The 18,591-nt window shown below is 64.3% G+C and carries 18 protein-coding genes; 11 read left to right on the forward strand and 7 right to left on the reverse strand.

Features of this window, described 5'->3' with window-relative positions:
* Positions 1–25: 25 nt before the first annotated feature.
* Together BCCGELA001_RS08960 and BCCGELA001_RS08965 are read left to right on the forward strand one after the other, a co-directional pair.
* Positions 26–535, forward strand: a complete 510-nt coding sequence (locus tag BCCGELA001_RS08960) for a hypothetical protein (protein ID WP_060737562.1) — start codon at positions 26–28, stop codon at positions 533–535.
* Complete coding sequence (locus tag BCCGELA001_RS08965; protein WP_008560267.1) at positions 532–990, forward strand: hypothetical protein; 459 nt, start codon at positions 532–534, stop codon at positions 988–990. Before BCCGELA001_RS08960 ends, BCCGELA001_RS08965 begins: the two co-directional genes overlap by 4 nt.
* Before the next feature lie 129 nt (positions 991–1,119).
* Here BCCGELA001_RS08965 and BCCGELA001_RS08970 read toward each other — a convergent pair whose 3' ends face one another.
* Complete coding sequence (locus BCCGELA001_RS08970; protein WP_008560265.1) at positions 1,120–1,890, reverse strand: response regulator transcription factor; 771 nt, start codon at positions 1,888–1,890, stop codon at positions 1,120–1,122.
* An 823-nt stretch (positions 1,891–2,713) separates the two neighbouring features.
* Between BCCGELA001_RS08970 and BCCGELA001_RS08975 the strand changes: the two genes are divergently transcribed.
* Positions 2,714–3,658, forward strand: a complete 945-nt coding sequence (locus tag BCCGELA001_RS08975) for a hypothetical protein (protein ID WP_008560264.1) — start codon at positions 2,714–2,716, stop codon at positions 3,656–3,658.
* A gap of 13 nt (positions 3,659–3,671) precedes the next feature.
* Here the strand turns inward: BCCGELA001_RS08975 and BCCGELA001_RS08980 are convergent, their stop codons facing one another.
* Positions 3,672–4,250: a MarR family winged helix-turn-helix transcriptional regulator gene (locus BCCGELA001_RS08980; RefSeq protein ID WP_008560262.1), complete on the reverse strand. Its 579-nt coding sequence runs from the start codon at positions 4,248–4,250 to the stop codon at positions 3,672–3,674.
* A 682-nt stretch (positions 4,251–4,932) separates the two neighbouring features.
* Between BCCGELA001_RS08980 and BCCGELA001_RS08985 the strand changes: the two genes are divergently transcribed.
* Positions 4,933–5,820 (forward strand): dienelactone hydrolase family protein, encoded by an 888-nt coding sequence (locus BCCGELA001_RS08985; RefSeq protein WP_008560260.1) that lies wholly within the window; start codon positions 4,933–4,935, stop codon positions 5,818–5,820.
* 55 nt (positions 5,821–5,875) lie between these two features.
* Here the strand turns inward: BCCGELA001_RS08985 and BCCGELA001_RS08990 are convergent, their stop codons facing one another.
* Together BCCGELA001_RS08990 and BCCGELA001_RS08995 are read right to left on the reverse strand one after the other, a co-directional pair.
* Entirely contained in the window at positions 5,876–7,141 is a 1,266-nt protein-coding gene (locus BCCGELA001_RS08990; RefSeq protein ID WP_060735096.1) for a serine hydrolase domain-containing protein, read from the reverse strand.
* A 123-nt stretch (positions 7,142–7,264) separates the two neighbouring features.
* Positions 7,265–8,113, reverse strand: a complete 849-nt coding sequence (locus BCCGELA001_RS08995; RefSeq protein ID WP_008560247.1) for an SDR family oxidoreductase — start codon at positions 8,111–8,113, stop codon at positions 7,265–7,267.
* A gap of 130 nt (positions 8,114–8,243) precedes the next feature.
* Here BCCGELA001_RS08995 and BCCGELA001_RS09000 point away from each other — a divergent pair, with 130 nt between their 5' ends.
* Positions 8,244–8,960, forward strand: a complete 717-nt coding sequence (locus tag BCCGELA001_RS09000) for an HAD family hydrolase (protein ID WP_060737563.1) — start codon at positions 8,244–8,246, stop codon at positions 8,958–8,960.
* A 71-nt stretch (positions 8,961–9,031) separates the two neighbouring features.
* On the opposite strand, the gene BCCGELA001_RS09005 is transcribed toward BCCGELA001_RS09000, so the two are convergent.
* A complete protein-coding gene (locus BCCGELA001_RS09005) occupies positions 9,032–9,439 on the reverse strand; it encodes a nuclear transport factor 2 family protein (RefSeq protein ID WP_008560242.1) in 408 nt (135 codons plus the stop codon).
* An 85-nt stretch (positions 9,440–9,524) separates the two neighbouring features.
* The gene (locus BCCGELA001_RS09010) at positions 9,525–11,009 is read right to left on the reverse strand and encodes a mannitol dehydrogenase family protein (protein ID WP_193409768.1); all 1,485 of its coding nucleotides are present in this window, start codon (positions 11,007–11,009) and stop codon (positions 9,525–9,527) included.
* A gap of 143 nt (positions 11,010–11,152) precedes the next feature.
* On the opposite strand from BCCGELA001_RS09010, the gene BCCGELA001_RS09015 reads away from it, so the two are divergent.
* The 6 genes from BCCGELA001_RS09015 to uxuA all read left to right on the forward strand — a co-directional run bounded on the left by BCCGELA001_RS09015 (position 11,153) and on the right by uxuA (position 17,384).
* Positions 11,153–11,965, forward strand: coding sequence for a FadR/GntR family transcriptional regulator (locus BCCGELA001_RS09015; RefSeq protein ID WP_060737565.1), 813 nt, complete (start codon positions 11,153–11,155; stop codon positions 11,963–11,965).
* A gap of 81 nt (positions 11,966–12,046) precedes the next feature.
* Positions 12,047–13,012: a sialic acid TRAP transporter substrate-binding protein SiaP gene (locus tag BCCGELA001_RS09020; RefSeq protein ID WP_442855176.1), complete on the forward strand. Its 966-nt coding sequence runs from the start codon at positions 12,047–12,049 to the stop codon at positions 13,010–13,012.
* A gap of 132 nt (positions 13,013–13,144) precedes the next feature.
* A complete protein-coding gene (locus BCCGELA001_RS09025) occupies positions 13,145–13,723 on the forward strand; it encodes a TRAP transporter small permease (protein ID WP_008560219.1) in 579 nt (192 codons plus the stop codon).
* A gap of 4 nt (positions 13,724–13,727) precedes the next feature.
* Positions 13,728–15,134: a TRAP transporter large permease gene (locus tag BCCGELA001_RS09030; RefSeq protein WP_060735097.1), complete on the forward strand. Its 1,407-nt coding sequence runs from the start codon at positions 13,728–13,730 to the stop codon at positions 15,132–15,134.
* Positions 15,131–16,180 (forward strand): L-idonate 5-dehydrogenase, encoded by a 1,050-nt coding sequence (locus BCCGELA001_RS09035; protein ID WP_060735098.1) that lies wholly within the window; start codon positions 15,131–15,133, stop codon positions 16,178–16,180. The genes BCCGELA001_RS09030 and BCCGELA001_RS09035 overlap by 4 nt, the downstream gene beginning before the upstream one ends.
* Before the next feature lie 16 nt (positions 16,181–16,196).
* Entirely contained in the window at positions 16,197–17,384 is a 1,188-nt protein-coding gene (gene uxuA, locus BCCGELA001_RS09040; RefSeq protein ID WP_060737567.1) for a mannonate dehydratase, read from the forward strand.
* A gap of 143 nt (positions 17,385–17,527) precedes the next feature.
* On the opposite strand, the gene BCCGELA001_RS09045 is transcribed toward uxuA, so the two are convergent.
* Positions 17,528–18,466, reverse strand: a complete 939-nt coding sequence (locus BCCGELA001_RS09045) for a LysR family transcriptional regulator (RefSeq protein WP_060735099.1) — start codon at positions 18,464–18,466, stop codon at positions 17,528–17,530.
* Positions 18,467–18,591: the final 125 nt, after the last annotated feature.

Genomic DNA, 18,591 nt, shown 5'->3' on the forward strand with positions numbered 1-18,591 from the left:
ACAAAAGTTGAAGGGTGAATTCGTGATGCAGGCACAAGAAAGCGCGGCGACCCCGGTGATGGAGCAGCCAGCTGCGGACATCGAGGCGACGACGGAAGCGGAAGCAGGGGATGCGCTGTTGCCCGCGCTGCTGCCGAATCCCGGCGGCGAAGTGATCATCGATGCCACCCACGCAGCGAAATCTGACGAGATGCGCGGCCTGCTGGCGGCGATCCGCCGGCTCGAAAGCATCGTCGAGGAGGAGACGGTCGCGCTTACGACCGGAAAGAAGGTCGATTTCGACGATTTTAGCGCCCGGAAGAGTCGGAGCATGCTCGAATTCGTCCGCCTGATGCGGGCACGGATCCACCTCGGCAGCGAGATCGAGATCACCGAGGAGATCCAGCGGTTGCGCGAGAAGCTGGAACGGAATCGCTCCGTGCTCGAAATGCACTACGATGCGGTGCGCGAGGTCGCGACCATCATCGTCAAGGCGGTCAGGGATGCCGAGTCGGACGGCACCTATACCGGCCGCGCAACACAGGACGGAAAATGATCAGACTGGTGCTGGCCGGGCTCTGGGTTTGCATCCTGACGGCAGGCACGAGCTATGCCGTGGCCTATTGGAAGGAGAACGGCAGCCTGCTGCCGGCGAAGGACGAATATCTAGACGGGCTGCAATATCAGAAGACGCGGCCGCTGAGCGTGCCAATGGTCGAGAACGGCAACGTGCAAGGCTACATCGTCGCGCGCTTCGTCTACACCGTGGAGGCGCGGACCCTGCATCAGCTCAACGTTCCGCCGGAGCCGTTCGTCGTCGATGAGGCCTTCCGCAGGATCTACGCCGACGACCGGCTCGATTTCAGGAAGCTCGCGCGTTACGACCTCTCCATCCTCACGACGGCCATCAAGCAGCGCGTCAACGAGCGGATGCAGGCCGACGTGGTCCAGGACGTCCTGGTCGAGGACTTCAACTACGTCTCGAAGGAGGAATTCCAGCAGAAGCCATAGGACCGCCCTGAAACGATGCTTCCGCTCGGGCGGGCCTGGATTCCGTGATCTCCGCTGCTGAATGTTCAAACGGCCTCTGCGAAGGGTGCTCCGCAGAGGCCGTTGTCGATTTTGCAGCGCTGTGCCGCGTTAGTTGCCGGCCGGATACGCAGCCGGAACGGCGTGCGCCCTGTTCAGGAGGATTCCGACCTCGTCGAGCTCCTGCATCGGGACGTCGAAGGTCTCGCCGGCCGGAATGTTGAGACGATAGCCGACGTAGCGCCGGGCCACGATCGCGTCGAAGCCGAGGCGGTCGCGGAGTTTCTTGCGCAGCTTGCTGACGTGGCTCTCGATCACGCTCTCGTCGAAGGTCGATTCGAAGATGCCGTAGACTGCGTTGAAGATCTGCGTCTTGGTGATCCACTTGCCGTGGTTGCTCACCATATATTCGAGAATGCGCAGCTCGCGGCGGGGCAGGGTGAGGGCGTGGCCCGCGATCTCGGGGTCACGGCCGTTGAAAAAGACCTGGATCCTGCTCTCGCAGGGCTTTGGCAGCTCGCCCACCCGGCGACGCGCGATTGCGGCCGTCCGGGCCAGGATCTCACGCAGGTGAATCGGCACGTGCACGACGTCATCCACGCCCGCTTCGAACAGCTCCAGCGTGTTCTTGAGCATCTTCTGGCCGCTCATGGCGATGATGGGTGCCGAGGAGCGCTTGCGCATGGCCCGCGGCAGGCTTCCGCGGCCGTCGCAGTCCCCGAGCAGGAAGGCGTCCACCGCCGCGAGGTCCGATTCACTCGCAGATTGCAGCCAGTCCCAGAATTCTCCGGAAGAGAAGCCGATCGACGATACGCCTTCGCGAACGAGCCCTCCGACGTAGCTGTTCGCGACGCTCTCGCGATCATCAACGATAATATACATCAGTCTTTCGCCCCTGTTTCGCACTTGTTGCGGCCGGTTGGTTGTTTGTGATGCCCCGGCTTGGCAACGATGCTGTTTGACGACATTCCATCCCGCGAACCGTTATTATGGTTTCGATATTCGCGGGCAGCCCTACGCATTCAGTGCCTGCGTCTCGCAGGCCTGCTACTTCCAACTCAATACTGAAACGCTTACTGCGTGAGGCTCGGCGGGTGCCTTACGGATCACCTCGCGGAGCGGATTGAGAAACGACCTAGATCAGTTGCGCCAAGTTGCTCATTGCGTCCGAACACGACTGAAACTGTGTCGATCTCCTCGCCAACTGGCGAGAATCACTTGATTAGGACCGTAACGATTGCCGTTTTCCGATCAAGCGTGCGCCACAAAGCGGTTGCTATTTGTGCTTGATGCTGTTGGTTCGCTTCGAGGTGTTTCTTGGTATATCCAATCGCATCAGTTGATTTGGAAACTAAACCAGTTCTGCACCGTAGGCGGTCTACAGTTCCCCATCCCCGTACAATTACAGCCCTTTTGGATAGTGCGGTTCGTCATGCAAATCGAGGGATTTTCAACCCGGGATTGATGGTCGAAGTCCTGTTTCAACATGCGACAATTCGACTCACGCGTTGCGACTGGACTCCAGCTTGGCGAAATCTTGGCGAGTGTGTGGCTTTCGAGTCGCACTCGCGCTACGTGCGCGACGCGTTCTGCTCATGTGACGTCGCTTCGCGCGCGATGAAATGATTTCGATACGCACGTTTCAGGCAAGCTTCGACGCATATCGTTGCCGTTCGACAGATCGAACCGAACGGAGCATTGCCACATGTTGTCCGATGGACAAGCTCGTCCCAACGTGACCGTTGATGCTGCAGCAGCGGCGAGGCCGGCTGCGGAGGCGCGCGATACAAAGGACGATGCTGCACGAGCGGCGAAACCCGCCGCGAGCGCAAAGCGTCTTGCGGCGAGCGATGAAGCTCTGGCGAAAGAGGCGCTCGAGGGCTTGAAGCGTATTCGCGCCAAGGCGCGCCTCGACAACATGGCGATACCGAAACCTGCGCCGGCCGTGATCAAGCCGGCCGTGATCGTGGCCAAGCCGCCGCCGCCGCGCCCGACATGGGTCGTGCCGCTCGCAACGCTGGCGGTTGCCGCCATTCTGGTGGTCTGCGCCTGCACGGGCGTGATCGCCTATCTCACCACCACGCAGCCGGTCCAAAGCAACGTTGCGGCCAACGCCGAGATCAGGAATCTGCGCGAGACGGTGGCGCAGCTGCGCAAGCAGGTGTCGGGCGTGTCCGAAAATCTGGACGGCCTGCGCACCGCGGTCGATCAGTCGAGCAAGGCCACCAACGACCGCTTCGGCAGGTTCGCCGAGAACCTGGACCGCATCGAGCGGGTGAGCTCGTCCTCCACGGCGAAGCTCGACAAGCTCGCCCAAGCACAGGTTCAGGTCCAGGCCCCGGCACCTGCAACCGTTGCATCGCCGACATCGCCGGCACAGGCGATGCCGATGATGGCCTCGGTCGCTGCGCCCGAGGTGACCGGTTCGGTTGCGCCGTCGGCGCCGCGCAAGGTCATCAAGGGCTGGTCGGTCCGGCAGGCCTATGAGGGAATTGCGATCCTGCAAAGCCCGAATGGCGTCATCGAAGCCGTGCTGGGACAGCAGGTGCCCGGGCTCGGCCGTATCGAGGACATCAGGAACGAGAATGGGCGTCTGGTGGTGGAGTCCAGCGGAGGCGTCGTCTATTCCTCGCGCAAGGCGGCGCCGTGACCGGCGCGACCTTCTACTGGCGGTGATGCTCGAAGCTGGTGCAGAGCAGATCGACCTCGGTCTCCGCAATCGGCGCGCGAAACAGGCGGCAGCTGAACTCCACCGTGGTCTTGTTGTCCGTGGCGGTGCGATCCTCTCGGAGGAAGATGCATCGCCTACAGACGTCGGTGTGGTGCCGCTGCTCGGCCGCGTCCGACCGATCCAGCACATGCCGGACCGTGTCGCGAAAGCGGATCTTGACGTCGTCGTCGAGGACGGCAATTGCCTCGACGAGAACGTTGGTGGGGTCGCGCACCAGGAACTTCTTGCCTTGCTGCGTCACGCTCAGCGTCACCGAGCGTTTGTCCTTGGCCGAGCGCTTGCGCTCGAGATAGCCGAGCCGCTCGAGCTCGCCGATGATGAACGAGGCGGTGCCGCGCGTGGTGCCGACGTAACTGGCCAGCGCTGAAGGCGTTCGGGAGAACGGGTTGGCACGGGAGAGGAAGCGCAGCGCCATCCACTCGCGGTCGCGCAATCCGTGCTTGGTGCCTTCGAACCACAGGATCCGCGCGACCTGCTCCAACAGTTCAATCGATTCGCGAGCCAAATTCATTTCAATTCCGGGCGGGATAAAACTTTATTCAATTGAGCCATGAGTAAGCGCAATCTGGGTGACGAGATCGAACCACTCGAGCGGTCTTTCGTCCTGCCGGACGGCGGATCGCGCGGGAAGACCGTCGTGTCCGGAGATGGAACTTCCGGTCGTGGAACTAGAGCGCCACAAAGAAAGTTCGAGTAAATCGTTCGGCTCAACTCATCCGAAAATTTCAATCAAATCACGTCGGCTCACGCGCGGATTGACGATGATGTGCGGTGATTGCGCAACATGATGCGTCATTGTCGTCACTGCGATGTCCATTTGTTGCGGTCGAAGCCTCCCAGAAGCGTGAGTCGACGCATTCCTTGCAGCGCCGCGCGGGGTGGCTGAACCGTTTTCTCGGTTAATGGATGTTGCGATGCGATGCGGCTGGACGGTTAAGTCGCAGCACGAGCGAGTGCGGGAAAGTCAGAGTATCGTTGGAAAAAAGCAAGCAGCGCCGTTCAACGTCAAGCGTACGGCATTTGCAGCCACCATCGATTGCGATGAGCCCGATGCCAGAGAACTGCACCGGGGAAGCTGCGCTGGAACAAGTCTGACGACAGCGCACTCGCGGGCTGGTGATTTGCGTTTCGCGAGCGATTATTGGCGAATGCGCCGCTCCCTGGGTACCAGGCAGCAGGAAGGGAAATAGCCAATGAGCTTCGAAACTACCATGACATCCGACGTTGTCGGGCTGACGAAAGTCGCGCCGGTCTCGCGCCGCGGATTCATGAGCGCGACCGCAGCCGTGGCCGCCGGCTACACGCTGGCGGCAGGTCCGGTGCGGGCCGAGGTGATCACGACGGACACCAGCGGCCTCCAGGTCGGTGACGCCAAGATCAAGGTCGGCTCCGAAGAGATGCCTGCCTATTTCGCCCGCCCGGCCGGCAACACCAAGGCTCCCGTGATCATCGTGGCGATGGAGATTTTTGGTCTGCACGAATACATCAAGGATGTGACGCGCCGCCTCGCCAAGCTCGGCGCCTTCGCGATCGCGCCGGACTATTACTTCCGCAAGGGCACCGATCTCACCAAGGTCTCGGACATCAAGGACCTGCTGCCGATCGTCAATGCCAAGCCCGACGCCGAGCTGCTGTCCGATCTCGACGCGACGGTGGCATGGGCGGGATCGCAAGGCGGCGATACGGCGAAGCTTGGCATCATCGGCTTCTGCCGGGGCGGCCGTACGGTTTGGGAATATGCCGCACATAGCAGCACACTCAAGGCGGGCGTTGCCTTCTACGGCACCGTGGTCGACCCCGAAAATCCGCTGTGGCTGAAGAGCCCGATGCAGCTCGCACCCGAGATGAAGGCGCCGGTGCTCGGCCTCTATGGCGGTGCCGATACCGGCATCCCAGTCGCGCAAGTCGAGCAGATGAAGGCCGCGCTCGCGCAGAACAAGAAGACGGCCGAGTTCAAGATCTATCCCGAAGCGCCGCACGGCTTCCATGCCGACTACCGCGGCAGTTACCGCAAGGACGCCGCGGAAGACGCCTGGAAGCAGGCGCAAGCCTGGTTCAGGAAATATGGCGTCCTGAGCTGACGCTGGACACGAAGGGCGGCCGATCGGCCGCCCTTTTTATTTCAGCGCAACGATCTCACTTCACCATCGCACCATAGACGATGTCCTGAACCTGCTCGCGATAATATTTCCTGAGCTCGCCCGGCGCTGCCGTTCCTACCACCACGACGAGACGTTCCTTGGGATCGCAGAAGAATTGCGTCCCATATGCGCCGTTCCAGGTGAACTCGCCGGGATTGCCGGGGACCGACGACAGGCCCTCGCTGGTGCGGACCGCGACCGAAAGGCCGAAGCCGAAGCCGCCGCGATGCGGCTCGACGTTTGCCACGTTGTTCTTGATCTCGGGACCGAGATGGTTGGTGGTCATGTGGTGCACGGTCTTCGGTCCGAGAATGCGCTGGCCGTCGAGCTCGCCGCCATTGAGCAGCATCTGTCCGAAGCGGAGGTAGTCGCCGACCGTGGCGAATGAGCAGGCGCCGCCGCAGTCGAATTTGGTCGGCGTGTCCAAGAGCTTGATGGCCTGCGGCTTTCCGGTCAGCGGATCGTTGGCAAAGGGGCGGGCGAGGCGAGGGCGCTGCGCATCGGTCGGGTGGAAGGTCGCGTCCTTCATGCCGAGCGGCTGCCACACATTGGCGGCGAGGTATTCGCCGAGCTTCTGCTCGCTCACCTTCTCGACCACGGCGCCGAGCACGTCGATCGAAAAGCCGTATTCGAAGGTGGTCGAGGGCTGCTGTGCTAGCGGCAGCTTGGTGATGCGGTCGACGAAGGCTTGCGTATCGCCTTCGATCGCCGGCGCGATCCCGTCAGGATATTGCCGAGCCACCGGACTCGAGCTGTCGGGGCGGCCGCCATACATCAGACCGGAGGTGTGGCGATAGAGATCATGGATGAAGATCGGCGAGGCCTGCGGTTCGAGCTTGAGGGACCCGTCCGCCTGGGGCACGCCGACCTTCATGTCGGCAAAGCCGGGATAGTAGTCGGACAACTTGGCCTGGAGCGGCAGCCGGCCCTGCTCCATCAGCGTCAGGCCTGCTACCGCCGCCATCGGCTTGGTCATCGAGGCCAGCGCGAAGATCGCGTCGATCGGCATCGGCGTGCCCTTGTCCGGGTCGAGCATGCCGTAGGCCTTGTAGTGTACGAGCCTGCCGTCGCGTGCCACCGCGACGACCGCGCCGGGCACGCGCTTGGCGGCGATCTCGCGCGCGAAGAAGTTATCGAGACGTGCGAGCCCCGGCTTGGAGATGCCGGCGTCGTCGGGATTGGTTTCGGGCAGCGGCGCAGCGTTGGCTGCGCCGAACGTGATGATGGCAGCCGCTGCGATCATGGCGATCGTCTTGTTCATTGCATCCTCCCAAGAGGCGAGCTCGTTAGGCCGTGGCTCGCTCGACAACCAGATCACGACCGCACCGGAATGAAGTCAAGCGCAGGCAGGGCATGTCTGGGACGCGGGGGAAATGCGGGAACCTTATCGTCCTTCGCCCGCGCGCCACAGCGCATCGAGGCCGTGCCGGTAGGTCGGGCAAGTCAAGGTGACGCCGAGCTCGTGCTTCAGCTTCGCGTTGGAGACGCGAGCGCTGCTGGCATAGAAGCTGCGGGCCATCGGCGACATCTCGGCGGTAGCGAACGGCTCTTCGGGCGGCGGTGCAACGCCCATCAGCTGCGCGGCATAGGTGATCACGTCCTGCGGCGGCGCGGGCTGGTCGTCACAGACGTTCCAGATGCCGCCCTTCGGGTGATGAACAGCGGCGATGATCGCGCTCGCGATGTCGTCGACGTGGATGCGGTTGAAGACCTGCCCCGGCTTGATGATGCGCCGGGCCGTTCCAGCGCGTAGCGTCGCCAGTGCGTTGCGGCCGGGGCCATAGATGCCGGCGAGCCGGAGGATCGCGGCATCGCCACCGGTCGCATCCGTCCAGGCCTGCTCCGCCGCGATCCGCATTTGCGCGCGCGCGAGCGCAGCCTGCGGCGGCGTGCTCTCGTCCACCCATCCGCCGCCGTGGTCGCCATAGACGCCGATGGTAGAGAGATAGATGACCTTGCAGCGGCGCGCGGCCAGCGCGTCACCGAACGCATCGAGTGCGGGATCGCCGGTGCTGCCGGGCGGAATCGAGACGAGAAGGACATCGGCCTCGCTGATGCGTTCGGCTGTCGCGCGGTCCGGACCTCTCCCGGAGAAAGCATGCAGCTCGATGCCGGGGAGATCATCCCGCTGCGCGGGATTGCGCACGGTGCCGGCGATATGCGTGAAGGCGCCGCCGTATTTGCGAACGAAATGGCGGGCGCTGTAGCCGAAGCCGAGAATGAAGAGCCGCATGCCTTTGCCGTGCCGGTCGGAGTTCCATCGCGCCGCTGCGCGCGTCTCCGCTCATAAGAGATTTTTGGGGCGGGCAAAAGATATTGCGATTTGTCTCGGCCGCAGCACCGGGCGATGGTTGCTCATGACGATGCATGTAGAAGCGGTCACCATCGCGCCATCGGGCGCCGCCGACCTGATCCGGCAGGCCGCCGCGCTGATCTTCGACGTCGACGGCACCCTCGCCGAAACCGAGGAGCTCCACCGGCAGGCCTTCAACCATGCCTTCTCGCGACACGGGCTCGGCTGGGAATGGGACCGTGCGGTCTACAAGGACCTGTTGCGCGTGACCGGCGGCAAGGAGCGCATGCGTGCCTATCATGCAAGGCTGGAGACAGCCGTGCCCCTATCCGACGTGGACATCGCGGAGCTCCACCGCATCAAGACCGCGCAGTATGCCGGGCTGATCGAGACCGGCTGCTGCCCGTTGCGGCCGGGCGTGGCGGAGCTGCTGGCTGCGGCGAAGGCGCGCGGCCAGCGGCTTGCGATCGCGACCACCACCTCGCACGGCAATATCGATGCACTGCTGTCGCAGGCGCTGGGGCCGCGTTGGGCCGTGGATTTCGACGCCGTCGTTGCCGGTGACGATGTCAGGCACAAGAAGCCCGCGCCGGACGTCTATCTCGAAGTGCTGGCGCGGCTGCGGCTGGATGCGCCCGACTGCGTCGCGATCGAGGATTCCGCCAACGGGCTGATCGCGGCCTCGCGGGCCAACATTCCGGTGCTCATCACCCGCAGCCTGTTCTTCCGGGACGATGATTTCAGCGATGCACGGGCCGTACTGGACGATTTGTCCAGGCTTGGATGAGGCGCTAAACGAAAACGAAACGGCGAAAACAACCCCATGCACAGTAGATCACGCCGCCGTGATCGCCGTCCTCAGTGGACGCGATGGCTTGCTCTATCGTCCTCGGACTGCTCGACAATTTGCGCGATCGGGCTCGATTGGTGATGCACCAGGCGCCAGCCGTCGCCGACGCGGCGAAAATGGTTCGCAGCAGCCAAGGCGGTGCCGTCGACGATCTCGATGCAGAGCACGCGGGCGCTGTCGCCGTCGACGATGGCCTGCGGCTCGGCGCAGACGATCTGGGGCCGTTCCGGGTTCTGCAGGATGTCGCGCCAGCTTCCGATCACCGTGGCCCGCCCGATGATCGCCGGCCAGCCGGGATGAATGCAGGAAATGGTGTCGTCATCCGCCCACATCCGCTGCATTTCCTCGAAATCGCCGGCCGAAAAGGCGGCGTAGAAGGCCGCGTTCGCGGCGATGACCTTGCTGTCCTTTGCCATGCCTTCCGGGTGCGGCAATGACAGGCAAAAATCAAGCGCGACTTCCGTCGACTTTGAACGCAGTGCAGCATTGTCCGCTTCGTGGTCAGGCGGTGACGTGCGCCTCCACCGCACATCGCGCGCCATCCTTGTAGAGGCGGCCGAGCGCGGTGGTGACGGCCTCGCGCAGGCGCGGCTCGGCACCGAACGCCCCGAACACCTTCGTGACCCCGAGCAGTGCGGGCGCGAGCCGCTCGGCGGCGGGTCCCGCCTCGCGCGCCAGCGACGCGAACTCGGCGGCGAGCGGATCACGCACGTCGATCGCGCGGCCGTGCTCATCTATTGCGGTGACGTAGCGCATCCAGCCGGCCACCGCGAGCGCATGGGTTGCGATCGGCAAGTCCTTGCGCAGGCGATCCTGCATCGCGCCGAGCAGGCGCTGTGGCAGCTTCTGCGAGCCGTCCATCGCGATCTGCCAGGTGCGGTGATGCAGCGCCGGATTGGCGAAGCGCTTCAGTAGCGAGGCGCGATAGGCGGCGAGGTCGGTACCAGCAGGCATGGTCAGCGTCACCGCAGCCTCCTCCATCACCTGCGCGGCGAGGCGCGCGAAGTGCGGATCCTGCATGGTGTCGGCGATAGTCTCGTAGCCCGAGAGATAGCCGAGATAGGCGAGCGCCGAATGGCTGGCGTTGAGCAGCCGCAGCTTCATCAGCTCGAACGGCTTGACGTCGGCGACGAGCTCGACGCCAGCTGCGGCAAGATCGGGCCGGCCTGCGGTGAAACGATCCTCGACCACCCATTGCGTGAAAGGCTCGGTCATCACCGGCCAGGCGTCGCGCATGCCCAGTGCCGATGACACCGCATCCCGGTCGGCATCCGTCGACTCAGGCACGATACGGTCGACCATGGTCGAGGGAAAGGCGACCGTATCCGCGATCCACTTGCCGAGATCCTTCGACCGCAGCGCGGCGAACTGCGTCACGATGCGCTGCACGGTGTGACCATTGGCGGCGAGGTTGTCGCAGCACAGCACCGTGAAGGGCGAGAGCCCCTGGGCACGCCGGCGCGCCAGCGCAGCCACGAGGAAGCCGGGCGCCGAGCGCGGCGCATCGGGGTTGTTGAGGTCGTGCACGATGTCGGGATGCCGCTCGTCGAGATCGCCGGTCTGCGGCGTGTGGCAATAGCCCTTCTCGGTGACCGTGAGCGAGACGATGCGGGTGGCGGGATCGGCCATTTGCCCGACCAGCCGCGCCGGGTTCTCGCGCGCGACGATGCTGTCGAGCAGCGCGCCGATGACGCGATGCTGGGTGCCTTCCGCCGACCGGATGGCAACGGTGTAGAGATGGTCCTGCGGGGCGAGGGCATCGCGTGTATCCGGGCTACGCAGGCTCGCGCCGATGATGCCCCAGGATGTGCTGCCTGCGGCAAGGCAATCATCGATGACGACGGCCTGGTGTGCGCGATGGAAGGCCCCGAGGCCGAGATGCACGATCCCGGGCGTCATGCGTGAACGATCATAGGCCGGGCGCCAGATGCCAGCCGGCAGCCGGTCGAGATTGGCGCGGCCAAGACGCATCGAGCTCTGGCGCATGGACGTCCCCCCTTCGCTTCGCCGCTGCTTGACATGGCGCCCGTATCGGGTCAATGCTCTGGTCAATTGGTAAGACCAATTTTCCAAAATTGGCAGGCCGCGGGCGCCGGGAGGTGCCGCGCGACCCTTTCGGGAGGACCAGCGTGCCGCTGGAAGCTGTGGAGGCGAGACGGCTTTATCGCCAGGTCGCCGATCAATTGCGAAGCCTGATCGACAGCGGCGAGTACGCGGTCGGCAGCCGCTTGCCGACCGAGCGCGAGCTCGCCGAGCAGCTCAAGGTGTCGCGGCCAACGGTGCGCGAAGCCCTGATCGCGCTCGAGGTCGAAGGCCGCCTCCGCATCCGCGTCGGGTCCGGCATCTACGTGATCGAGCCCGCAGCCGTGACCGCGCCCGCACCCGCCGCCGTCATTGAGGGCCCGTTCGAGCTGCTGCGCGCCCGCGAATTCCTTGAAAGCGCGATCGCCGAAGAGGCAGCGCGCGTCGCGACCAGGGACGATATCGCCCGCATCGATGTGTCGCTCGTCGCGATGGAGAATGTCGAGCATCCCGGCGAAGCCTCGATGGTCCACGACCGGGCGTTTCACGTCGCGATCGCCGGAAGCCTCGGCAATGCCGTTCTGGTGCGCGTGGTCGGCGAGCTGTTCGACCAGCGCCTCAATCCCTATTTCGCGCAGCTGGCGCATTATTTCGAAAGCCCCGGCACCTGGCGCACGGCGCTCGACGAGCATCGCGCGGTGCGGGACGCGGTCGCCGCGCATGACCCCGACGCCGCGCGCGAGGCGATGCGCGAGCATCTGGCGCGCTCCCAGGCGCGGTTTGCGCAGAATTTCGGTGCCGAGACCGCGGCGGCATCGTCGTCCGGACGCAGCCGCGCGGTGCGAACTGCGGCACAACCGGTAAAGCCGAAACAGGCGCCGAAGAAGCGAACCGCGAGCAGAGATGCGCGTCGGCGATGAGATTGGACGGCCCGCATCCTCTTGGGGCGGGTGAACAAGAAGCAGACTTGAACGATGGAGGAAAAGTCGATGTTGAAGAAGATGACGATTGCCGTGGCGATCTCTGCCGCTACGCTGCTGGCTGCGACCAGCGCAGGCATGGCGCAGACCAAGCTCAAATGGGCCCATGTCTACGAGACCTCGGAGCCGTTCCACACCGCATCGGTGTGGGCCGCGCAGGAAATCGGCAAGCGCACCAACGGGCGCTACGCGATCGAGGTCTATCCGGCCTCCCAGCTCGGCAAGGAAGCTGACATCAACCAGGGCCTCTCGCTCGGCTCGGTCGATATCATCATCTCGGGCTCCAGCTTCGCGGCCAAGAGCTTCGCGCCGATCGGCGTGACCTATTATCCCTACACCTTCCGCGACGCCGATCATCTGCTCGCCTACACCAAGAGCGACATCTTCAAAGAGCTAGCCAAGGGCTATGAGGACAAGAGCGGCCACCACATCGTCGCGGTGACCTATTACGGCGTGCGCCAGACCTCGTCGAACAAGCCGATCAAGACCTGCGCCGACATGAAGGGCCTGAAGATGCGCGTGCCCGACGTGCCGGCCTATCTCGCCATGCCGCGCGCCTGCGGCGCCAACACCGCGCCGATCGCCTTCGCCGAAGTCTATCTCGCGCTCCAGAACGGCACCGTCGAGGCCCAGGAGAATCCGCTGACCACGATCGAGGCCAAGAAGTTCTACGAGGTGCAGAAGCACATCGTGCTGACCGGCCACATCGTCGACCACCTCAACACCGTGATCGCCGGCGCGCTGTGGAAGAAGCTCTCTGACGAGGACAAGAAGATCTTCACCGACGTCGCCCAGGAAGCCGCAGCCAAGGCGACCGGAGAGATCAAGCAGAACGAGGCCAAGCTGGTCGCCTTCTTCAAGGAAAAGGGCCTGACCGTGACCGAGGTCGACAAGAACGAGTTCCGCGACACCGTGCTGAAGAACGTCGCGTTCGAGACCTTCGGCTATCGCAAGGCCGACTGGGAAAAGATCCAGGCGGTGAAGTGACGGCGTAGCCGTCATTCCGGGGCGGTCTGTAGGACCGAACTATGGTGCGCAGCTGCGCACCTGAGAATCTCGAGGTTCCGGGTTCGACGCTGAGGCGGCGGCCCGGAACGACGATCTGAAGAGAGGTAACCCATGTCCACCGCCGAAATCCACCGGCAGATCACTGCGGACGAGATCGCCCATACGTTCGAGGAAGAGGCGACGCCGAAGGTCGATCTCGGCGTCTACGCGTTCGAAGACTGGGTGGCGCTCGCGATCTTCTGGGTGATGGCGCTCGCCGTCTTCCTCCAGTTCTTCACCCGTTACGTGCTCAACGACAGCTACGCCTGGACCGAGGAGATCGCGACCTATTGCCTGATCGGCGTCGTCTTCATCGGCTCTTCGATGTGCGTGCGGCTGTCGCGGCACATCCAGGTCGACCTGGTCTATCGCTATCTGCCGCACCTCGTGGCGCGCGCGCTGTCGACGGCCATCGACCTGATCCGGATCGCCTTCTTCGGCTACGCCATCAAGCTGGTCTGGGTCTACATCCAGATCATCGGCGACGAGCAGATGACCACGATCAATCTTCCCAAGGACTACGTCTATTACGCCGTGCTGCTCGGCTTCGCGCTGATGTTTGCACGCTCCGTGCAGGTGGCGATACAGAACTGGCGGCAGGGCTACTCGGTCCTCGAACGTCCCGGTGCCTACGACGGATCGGAAGGATAACACCATGCTGCTGTTGCTCGGAGGCTTTCTCGTCCTGATGCTGCTCGGCGTTCCCGTGGCGATCGCCATGGCGGTGTCGTCGCTGCTCTACATCCTGGTCAGCGGCGTGACGCCCGACGTCACGCTGGCGCAGCGCATGATCGCCGGCGTCGAGAGCTTCCCGCTGCTCGCCGTGCCGTTCTTCATCCTGGCCGGCAACCTCATGAACATCGCCGGCGTGACCGGGCGTATCTACAAATTCGCCGTCGCGCTGGTCGGCTGGATGCGCGGCGGCCTCGGCCACGTCAACATCATCGGCTCGGTGATCTTCTCCGGCATGTCCGGCACCGCGATCGCCGACGCCGCCGGTCTCGGCACCATCGAGATCAAGGCGATGAAGGACCACGGCTACTCCACCGAATTCTCGGTCGGCGTCACCGCGGCCTCGGCGACGCTCGGGCCCATCATCCCGCCGTCGCTGCCCTTCGTGATCTACGGCATGATGGCGAACGTCTCGATCGGCGCGCTGTTCCTGGGCGGCGTCATTCCCGGCGTCGTGCTGACGCTGTTCATGATGGTCACCGTCACCTATTTCGCGCACAAGAACAAATGGGGCAGCGACACGCCGTTCTCCTGGCCGCAGCTCGGTTCGGCCGGGCTCGAGATCCTGATCGTGCTGTCATTCCCGATGGCGATCTGGCTGATGGTGCTTGCGGGCCTCTCGGTCAACATGGCGGTCGTGATCGGACTCGGCACGCTGCTCCTGATCGACTGGTATTTCGACTTCTCCGCGGTGATGGCGCTGATGGCGCCGGTGATCCTGATCGGCGGCATGACGCTCGGCTGGTTCACGCCGACGGAAGCCGCGGTCGCCGCGGTGATCTGGTCGCTGTTCCTCGGCCTCGTGCGCTACCGAACCATGACGTTCCGGACCGTCGCCAAGGCGACGTTCGACACCATCGAGACCACAGCCTCGGTACTGTTCATCGTCACGGCAGCCTCGATCTTCGCCTGGCTGCTGACGGTGTCGCAGGCCGCCCAGATGCTGTCGGACTGGATGCTCAGCATCACCCAGAACAAATGGGTGTTCCTGGCGCTCGCCAACGTCCTGATCCTGTTCGTCGGTTGCTTCATCGACACCACGGCGGCAATCACCATCTTGGTGCCGATCCTGCTGCCGATCGTGCTCAAGCTCGGCATCGATCCGATTCACTTCGGCCTGATCATGACGCTGAACCTGATGATCGGCCTCCTGCATCCGCCGCTCGGCATGGTGCTGTTCGTGCTTGCCCGCGTGGCCAAGCTCTCGGTCGAGCGCACGACCGTGGCGATCCTGCCCTGGCTGGTGCCGCTGATGCTCGCGCTGATCGCGATCACTTTCATTCCCGAACTGACCCTCTGGCTGCCGAAATACATGGGACTGTCCAAATGACCTCTACTGCTCTCGCCGCAACCCTGTTCGGCCCCGAAGATTTGCGCATGGTCGAACATCCGCTCGACAAGCTGGCGGAAGGCATGGTGCGCGTCCGCTTCGGCGCGGGCGGCATCTGCGGCTCGGACATGCACTACTTCCGCCATGCCCGCACCGGTGACTTCGTGGTGAAGTCGCCGCTTGTGCTCGGTCACGAGATCTCGGGTGAGGTCGTGGAGATCTCCGGCACTGCTGCCAATCTGAAGGTCGGCGACCGCGTCGCGGTCAACCCGTCGCGCTGGTGCGGCCGGTGCGTCGCTTGCCGCGAGGGCCGGCCGAACCTCTGCGAGAACATCTATTTCATGGGCTCGGCCTCCAAGACGCCGCACATGCAGGGCGGCTTTGCGAATTACTTCGATGCCATTCCCGCGCAGTGCGTGAAGATTCCCGATCACGTGTCCTATCAGGCTGCAGCGCTGGCGGAGCCGCTCGCGGTCTGCCTGCACGCGGTCGCGCGTGCCGGCAACATCGAAGGCAAGCGCGGCATCATCTTCGGCGCCGGTCCGATCGGGCTTCTGACCATGCTCGCCGCCCACCGCGCCGGCATGACCGATGTCACGGTGGCCGACATCGCGCCGGCGCCGCTCGCTTTCGCGACCCGGCTCGGCGCCTCGCATGTCGAGAATGTCTCGGGTGGCGAGGAGGGGCTGAAGGCGCAGGCGGCTTCGCGTCCCTATGACGTCGCCTTCGAGGTCTCGGGTACCGCCGCCGGCCTTGCCAGCGCCATCGGCATCGTCAGGCGTGGCGGCGTCGTGGTGCAGATTGGCAATCTGCCAGGCGGGCAGATCCCGACGCCATCGAATGCGGTGATGGCCAAGGAGATCGACCTGCGCGGCTCGTTCCGGTTCGGCTTCGAGTTCATGAACGCGGTGGAACTGATCGCCGACGGCAGCGTCGACGTGCTTTCACTGGTGACGGCCGAGCGGCCACTGTCGACCGCGCCCGACGCGCTTAGGCTGGCGCTCGATCGCTCGCAAAGCGTCAAGGTCGTGCTGACCGCGAATTGATGGGAGGCAACGCATGATGCTGGAGGGATGGCGCTGGTACGGGCCGGATGATCCGGTCTCGCTCGACGACGTCAGGCAGGCCGGGGCGAGCGACATCGTCTCGGCCCTGCATCAGGTGCCGATCGGCGAAGCCTGGACGCGGAAGGCGGTCGAGGAACGCAAGAACTTCATCGAGAACGGCCAGCCCGGCCGCTCGCAGCTGACATGGTCGGTGGTGGAATCGATTCCGATTCCCGACGACGTCAAGCGTCTCGGCGGCAAAGCGACGAAGTCCATCGAGGCATGGATCGCGAGCATGGAGGCGGTGGCCGCGTCCGGCATCAAGATCATCTGCTACAATTTCATGCCGGTCGTGGACTGGTGCCGCACGGACCTCGAATGGGAGTTGCCGAACGGCGCCCGCGCCATGCGGTTCGACCAGGACCGTTTTGCGGCGTTCGAGCTGCATATCCTCAAGCGCCCGGCCGCGGTTCAGGAATATTCGCCGGAAGAGCAGGTGCGCGCGAAAGCGCTGTTCGAGCAGATGAGCCAGGCCGATATCGACTATCTCGTCATGGTCATCGCCAGCGCACTGCCCGGTTCGACCACCGAGCCGATGACCATCCCGCAGTTCCGCGACCGGCTCGAGACCTATCGCGACATTACGCCAAAAATCCTGCGGCAGCATCTCGCCGAATTCCTGGCGCGCGTGACGCCGGTCGCCGAGCAGCTCGGGGTGTCGCTGACGCTGCATCCGGACGACCCGCCGCGGCCGCTGTTCGGCCTGCCCCGGATTGCCTCCAGCGCGGACGATTATCAGGCGCTGTTCGACGCCGTGCCGTCGAAGGCCAACGGCATCTGCCTGTGCACGGGATCGCTCGGCGTGCGCGCGGAGAACGATTTGCCCGACATGGCCGAACGCTTCGGCCCCCGCATTGCCTTTGCCCATCTGCGCGCCACCAAGCGCGAGACCGACGGCCTGTCGTTCTACGAGTCCGATCATCTCGACGGTGACGTCGACATGGTCGCGGTGCTCAAGGCGCTGCTCAAGGAGAACGCGCGGCGGTCGCCAGAGAAGAGGATCGTGTTCCGCCCCGATCACGGCCACCGCATGCTCGACGATCTCGCCGCGACCAAACGCACCAATCCCGGCTATACCGCGATCGGCCGGCTGCGCGGCCTCGCCGAGCTCCGCGGTGCGATCCGCGCAATCGAGCATCGGTGATTTGTGCCTCTGCGTCTCAAAACGTCATGGCCGGGCTTGTCCCGGCCATCCACGCCTAACCACGTCGCACGAAGAACGTGGATGCCCGGGACAAGCCCGGGCATGACGACCTCATCTTCGAGCGAGAGCATTGCATCGCTCCCTCAATAACACGCCGCCATCGCGCCGAGTTTCGGATAGAGCCGGTCGATCGCGGCGATCTCGCTCTTCATCTGCGCGATGATCCAGTCGCGGATCTCGGCAGCGATGGGGCGCATCGGGCGGTTGCGCGGCGGCAGGAATTCACACAGGCGCCGTGTGGTGGTGAGCCTGTCGGAGGCAGGCACCAGTGCGCCGGTGAGGAGCCAGTGCGAGGCAACGGTCAGCCAGCCGAGCGCGATGCCTTGACCCAGCAGCGCGGCCTGCACCACGACGGCGTAGTCGGTGAAGCTCAGCGCCTTGGCGGCGCCACGGCGTCCGGTGAGGAGCGATGCGTAGTCGGCGGCCCAGTCGCCCGGCGTCTCGGCGAGGCGGATGATGGTGTTGCCTTCGGCGGGGTCGGTCTCGCCGAGATAGGCGGGGCTGCACATCGGCAGCATGACCTCCTTCATGATCAGCGTACCTCCGGACGACGGCTCGTCGCGATCGCGAAAGCGCATGCCGAGGTCGACATTCTCCACCGGCCCGCGTAGCGCGCCGGAGATCAGCTGGAAGCGCAGATCGATTTGCGGAAACTGCTTCTGGAGCTTGTCGATGCGCGGCATCAACCAGTGCGTCGTGAAGGCGGAGGAGACCGACAGCGTCACCGTCTCGGTGCCCTTGCGCCGCCGCTCGATCTCGACGAGGCCGCTCTCGATGCTGCGAAAGCCTTCGAGCACGCGGCGATAGAGCAACTCGCCTTCCTCGGTGAGCACGGCGCGGCCAGCCTTGCGGTCGAACAGGCGGACGCCAAGATGCTCCTCGAACTGGCCGAGCATCCGGCTCACGGCCGGCTGCGTGACGTTCAGCTCGGCGGCGGCTGCCGTGAAGCTGCCGTTGCGCGCCGCTGCGTCGAAGACGAACAGGGCGTTGCTGGACGGCAGCATGCGGCGCAGCTCAGGCATAACTTCATGTTATGAGGCCGGTGAGAATTTGGCAATTGCCGGGTTTTGGCAAGTCTGGTGTCATTGGCATGACAGCCTAACGACAGGGCTTGCGCGAGAAGAGATGGTGCGGTGCACGCTTCGAT

The sequence above is a fragment of the Bradyrhizobium sp. CCGE-LA001 genome, assembly GCF_000296215.2.
Taxonomy (GTDB): Bacteria; Pseudomonadota; Alphaproteobacteria; order Rhizobiales; family Xanthobacteraceae; genus Bradyrhizobium.

Excerpts from the sequence above, each read along its gene's own strand:
- BCCGELA001_RS08965 (WP_008560267.1), top strand. The coding sequence starts at position 532 with ATGATCAGACTGGTGCTGGCCGGGCTCTGGGTTTGCATCCTGACGGCA.
- BCCGELA001_RS09025 (WP_008560219.1), top strand. The coding sequence starts at position 13,145 with ATGTCCACCGCCGAAATCCACCGGCAGATCACTGCGGACGAGATCGCC.
- uxuA (WP_060737567.1), top strand. The coding sequence starts at position 16,197 with ATGCTGGAGGGATGGCGCTGGTACGGGCCGGATGATCCGGTCTCGCTC.
- BCCGELA001_RS08990 (WP_060735096.1), bottom strand. The coding sequence starts at position 7,141 with ATGAACAAGACGATCGCCATGATCGCAGCGGCTGCCATCATCACGTTC.
- BCCGELA001_RS09045 (WP_060735099.1), bottom strand. The coding sequence starts at position 18,466 with ATGCCTGAGCTGCGCCGCATGCTGCCGTCCAGCAACGCCCTGTTCGTC.
- BCCGELA001_RS08985 (WP_008560260.1), top strand. The coding sequence starts at position 4,933 with ATGAGCTTCGAAACTACCATGACATCCGACGTTGTCGGGCTGACGAAA.
- BCCGELA001_RS08960 (WP_060737562.1), top strand. The coding sequence starts at position 26 with ATGCAGGCACAAGAAAGCGCGGCGACCCCGGTGATGGAGCAGCCAGCT.
- BCCGELA001_RS08995 (WP_008560247.1), bottom strand. The coding sequence starts at position 8,113 with ATGCGGCTCTTCATTCTCGGCTTCGGCTACAGCGCCCGCCATTTCGTT.
- BCCGELA001_RS09035 (WP_060735098.1), top strand. The coding sequence starts at position 15,131 with ATGACCTCTACTGCTCTCGCCGCAACCCTGTTCGGCCCCGAAGATTTG.
- BCCGELA001_RS09020 (WP_442855176.1), top strand. The coding sequence starts at position 12,047 with ATGACGATTGCCGTGGCGATCTCTGCCGCTACGCTGCTGGCTGCGACC.
- BCCGELA001_RS09010 (WP_193409768.1), bottom strand. The coding sequence starts at position 11,009 with ATGCGCCAGAGCTCGATGCGTCTTGGCCGCGCCAATCTCGACCGGCTG.
- BCCGELA001_RS09030 (WP_060735097.1), top strand. The coding sequence starts at position 13,728 with ATGCTGCTGTTGCTCGGAGGCTTTCTCGTCCTGATGCTGCTCGGCGTT.
- BCCGELA001_RS08970 (WP_008560265.1), bottom strand. The coding sequence starts at position 1,890 with ATGTATATTATCGTTGATGATCGCGAGAGCGTCGCGAACAGCTACGTC.
- BCCGELA001_RS08980 (WP_008560262.1), bottom strand. The coding sequence starts at position 4,250 with ATGAATTTGGCTCGCGAATCGATTGAACTGTTGGAGCAGGTCGCGCGG.
- BCCGELA001_RS09000 (WP_060737563.1), top strand. The coding sequence starts at position 8,244 with ATGCATGTAGAAGCGGTCACCATCGCGCCATCGGGCGCCGCCGACCTG.
- BCCGELA001_RS09005 (WP_008560242.1), bottom strand. The coding sequence starts at position 9,439 with ATGGCAAAGGACAGCAAGGTCATCGCCGCGAACGCGGCCTTCTACGCC.
- BCCGELA001_RS08975 (WP_008560264.1), top strand. The coding sequence starts at position 2,714 with ATGTTGTCCGATGGACAAGCTCGTCCCAACGTGACCGTTGATGCTGCA.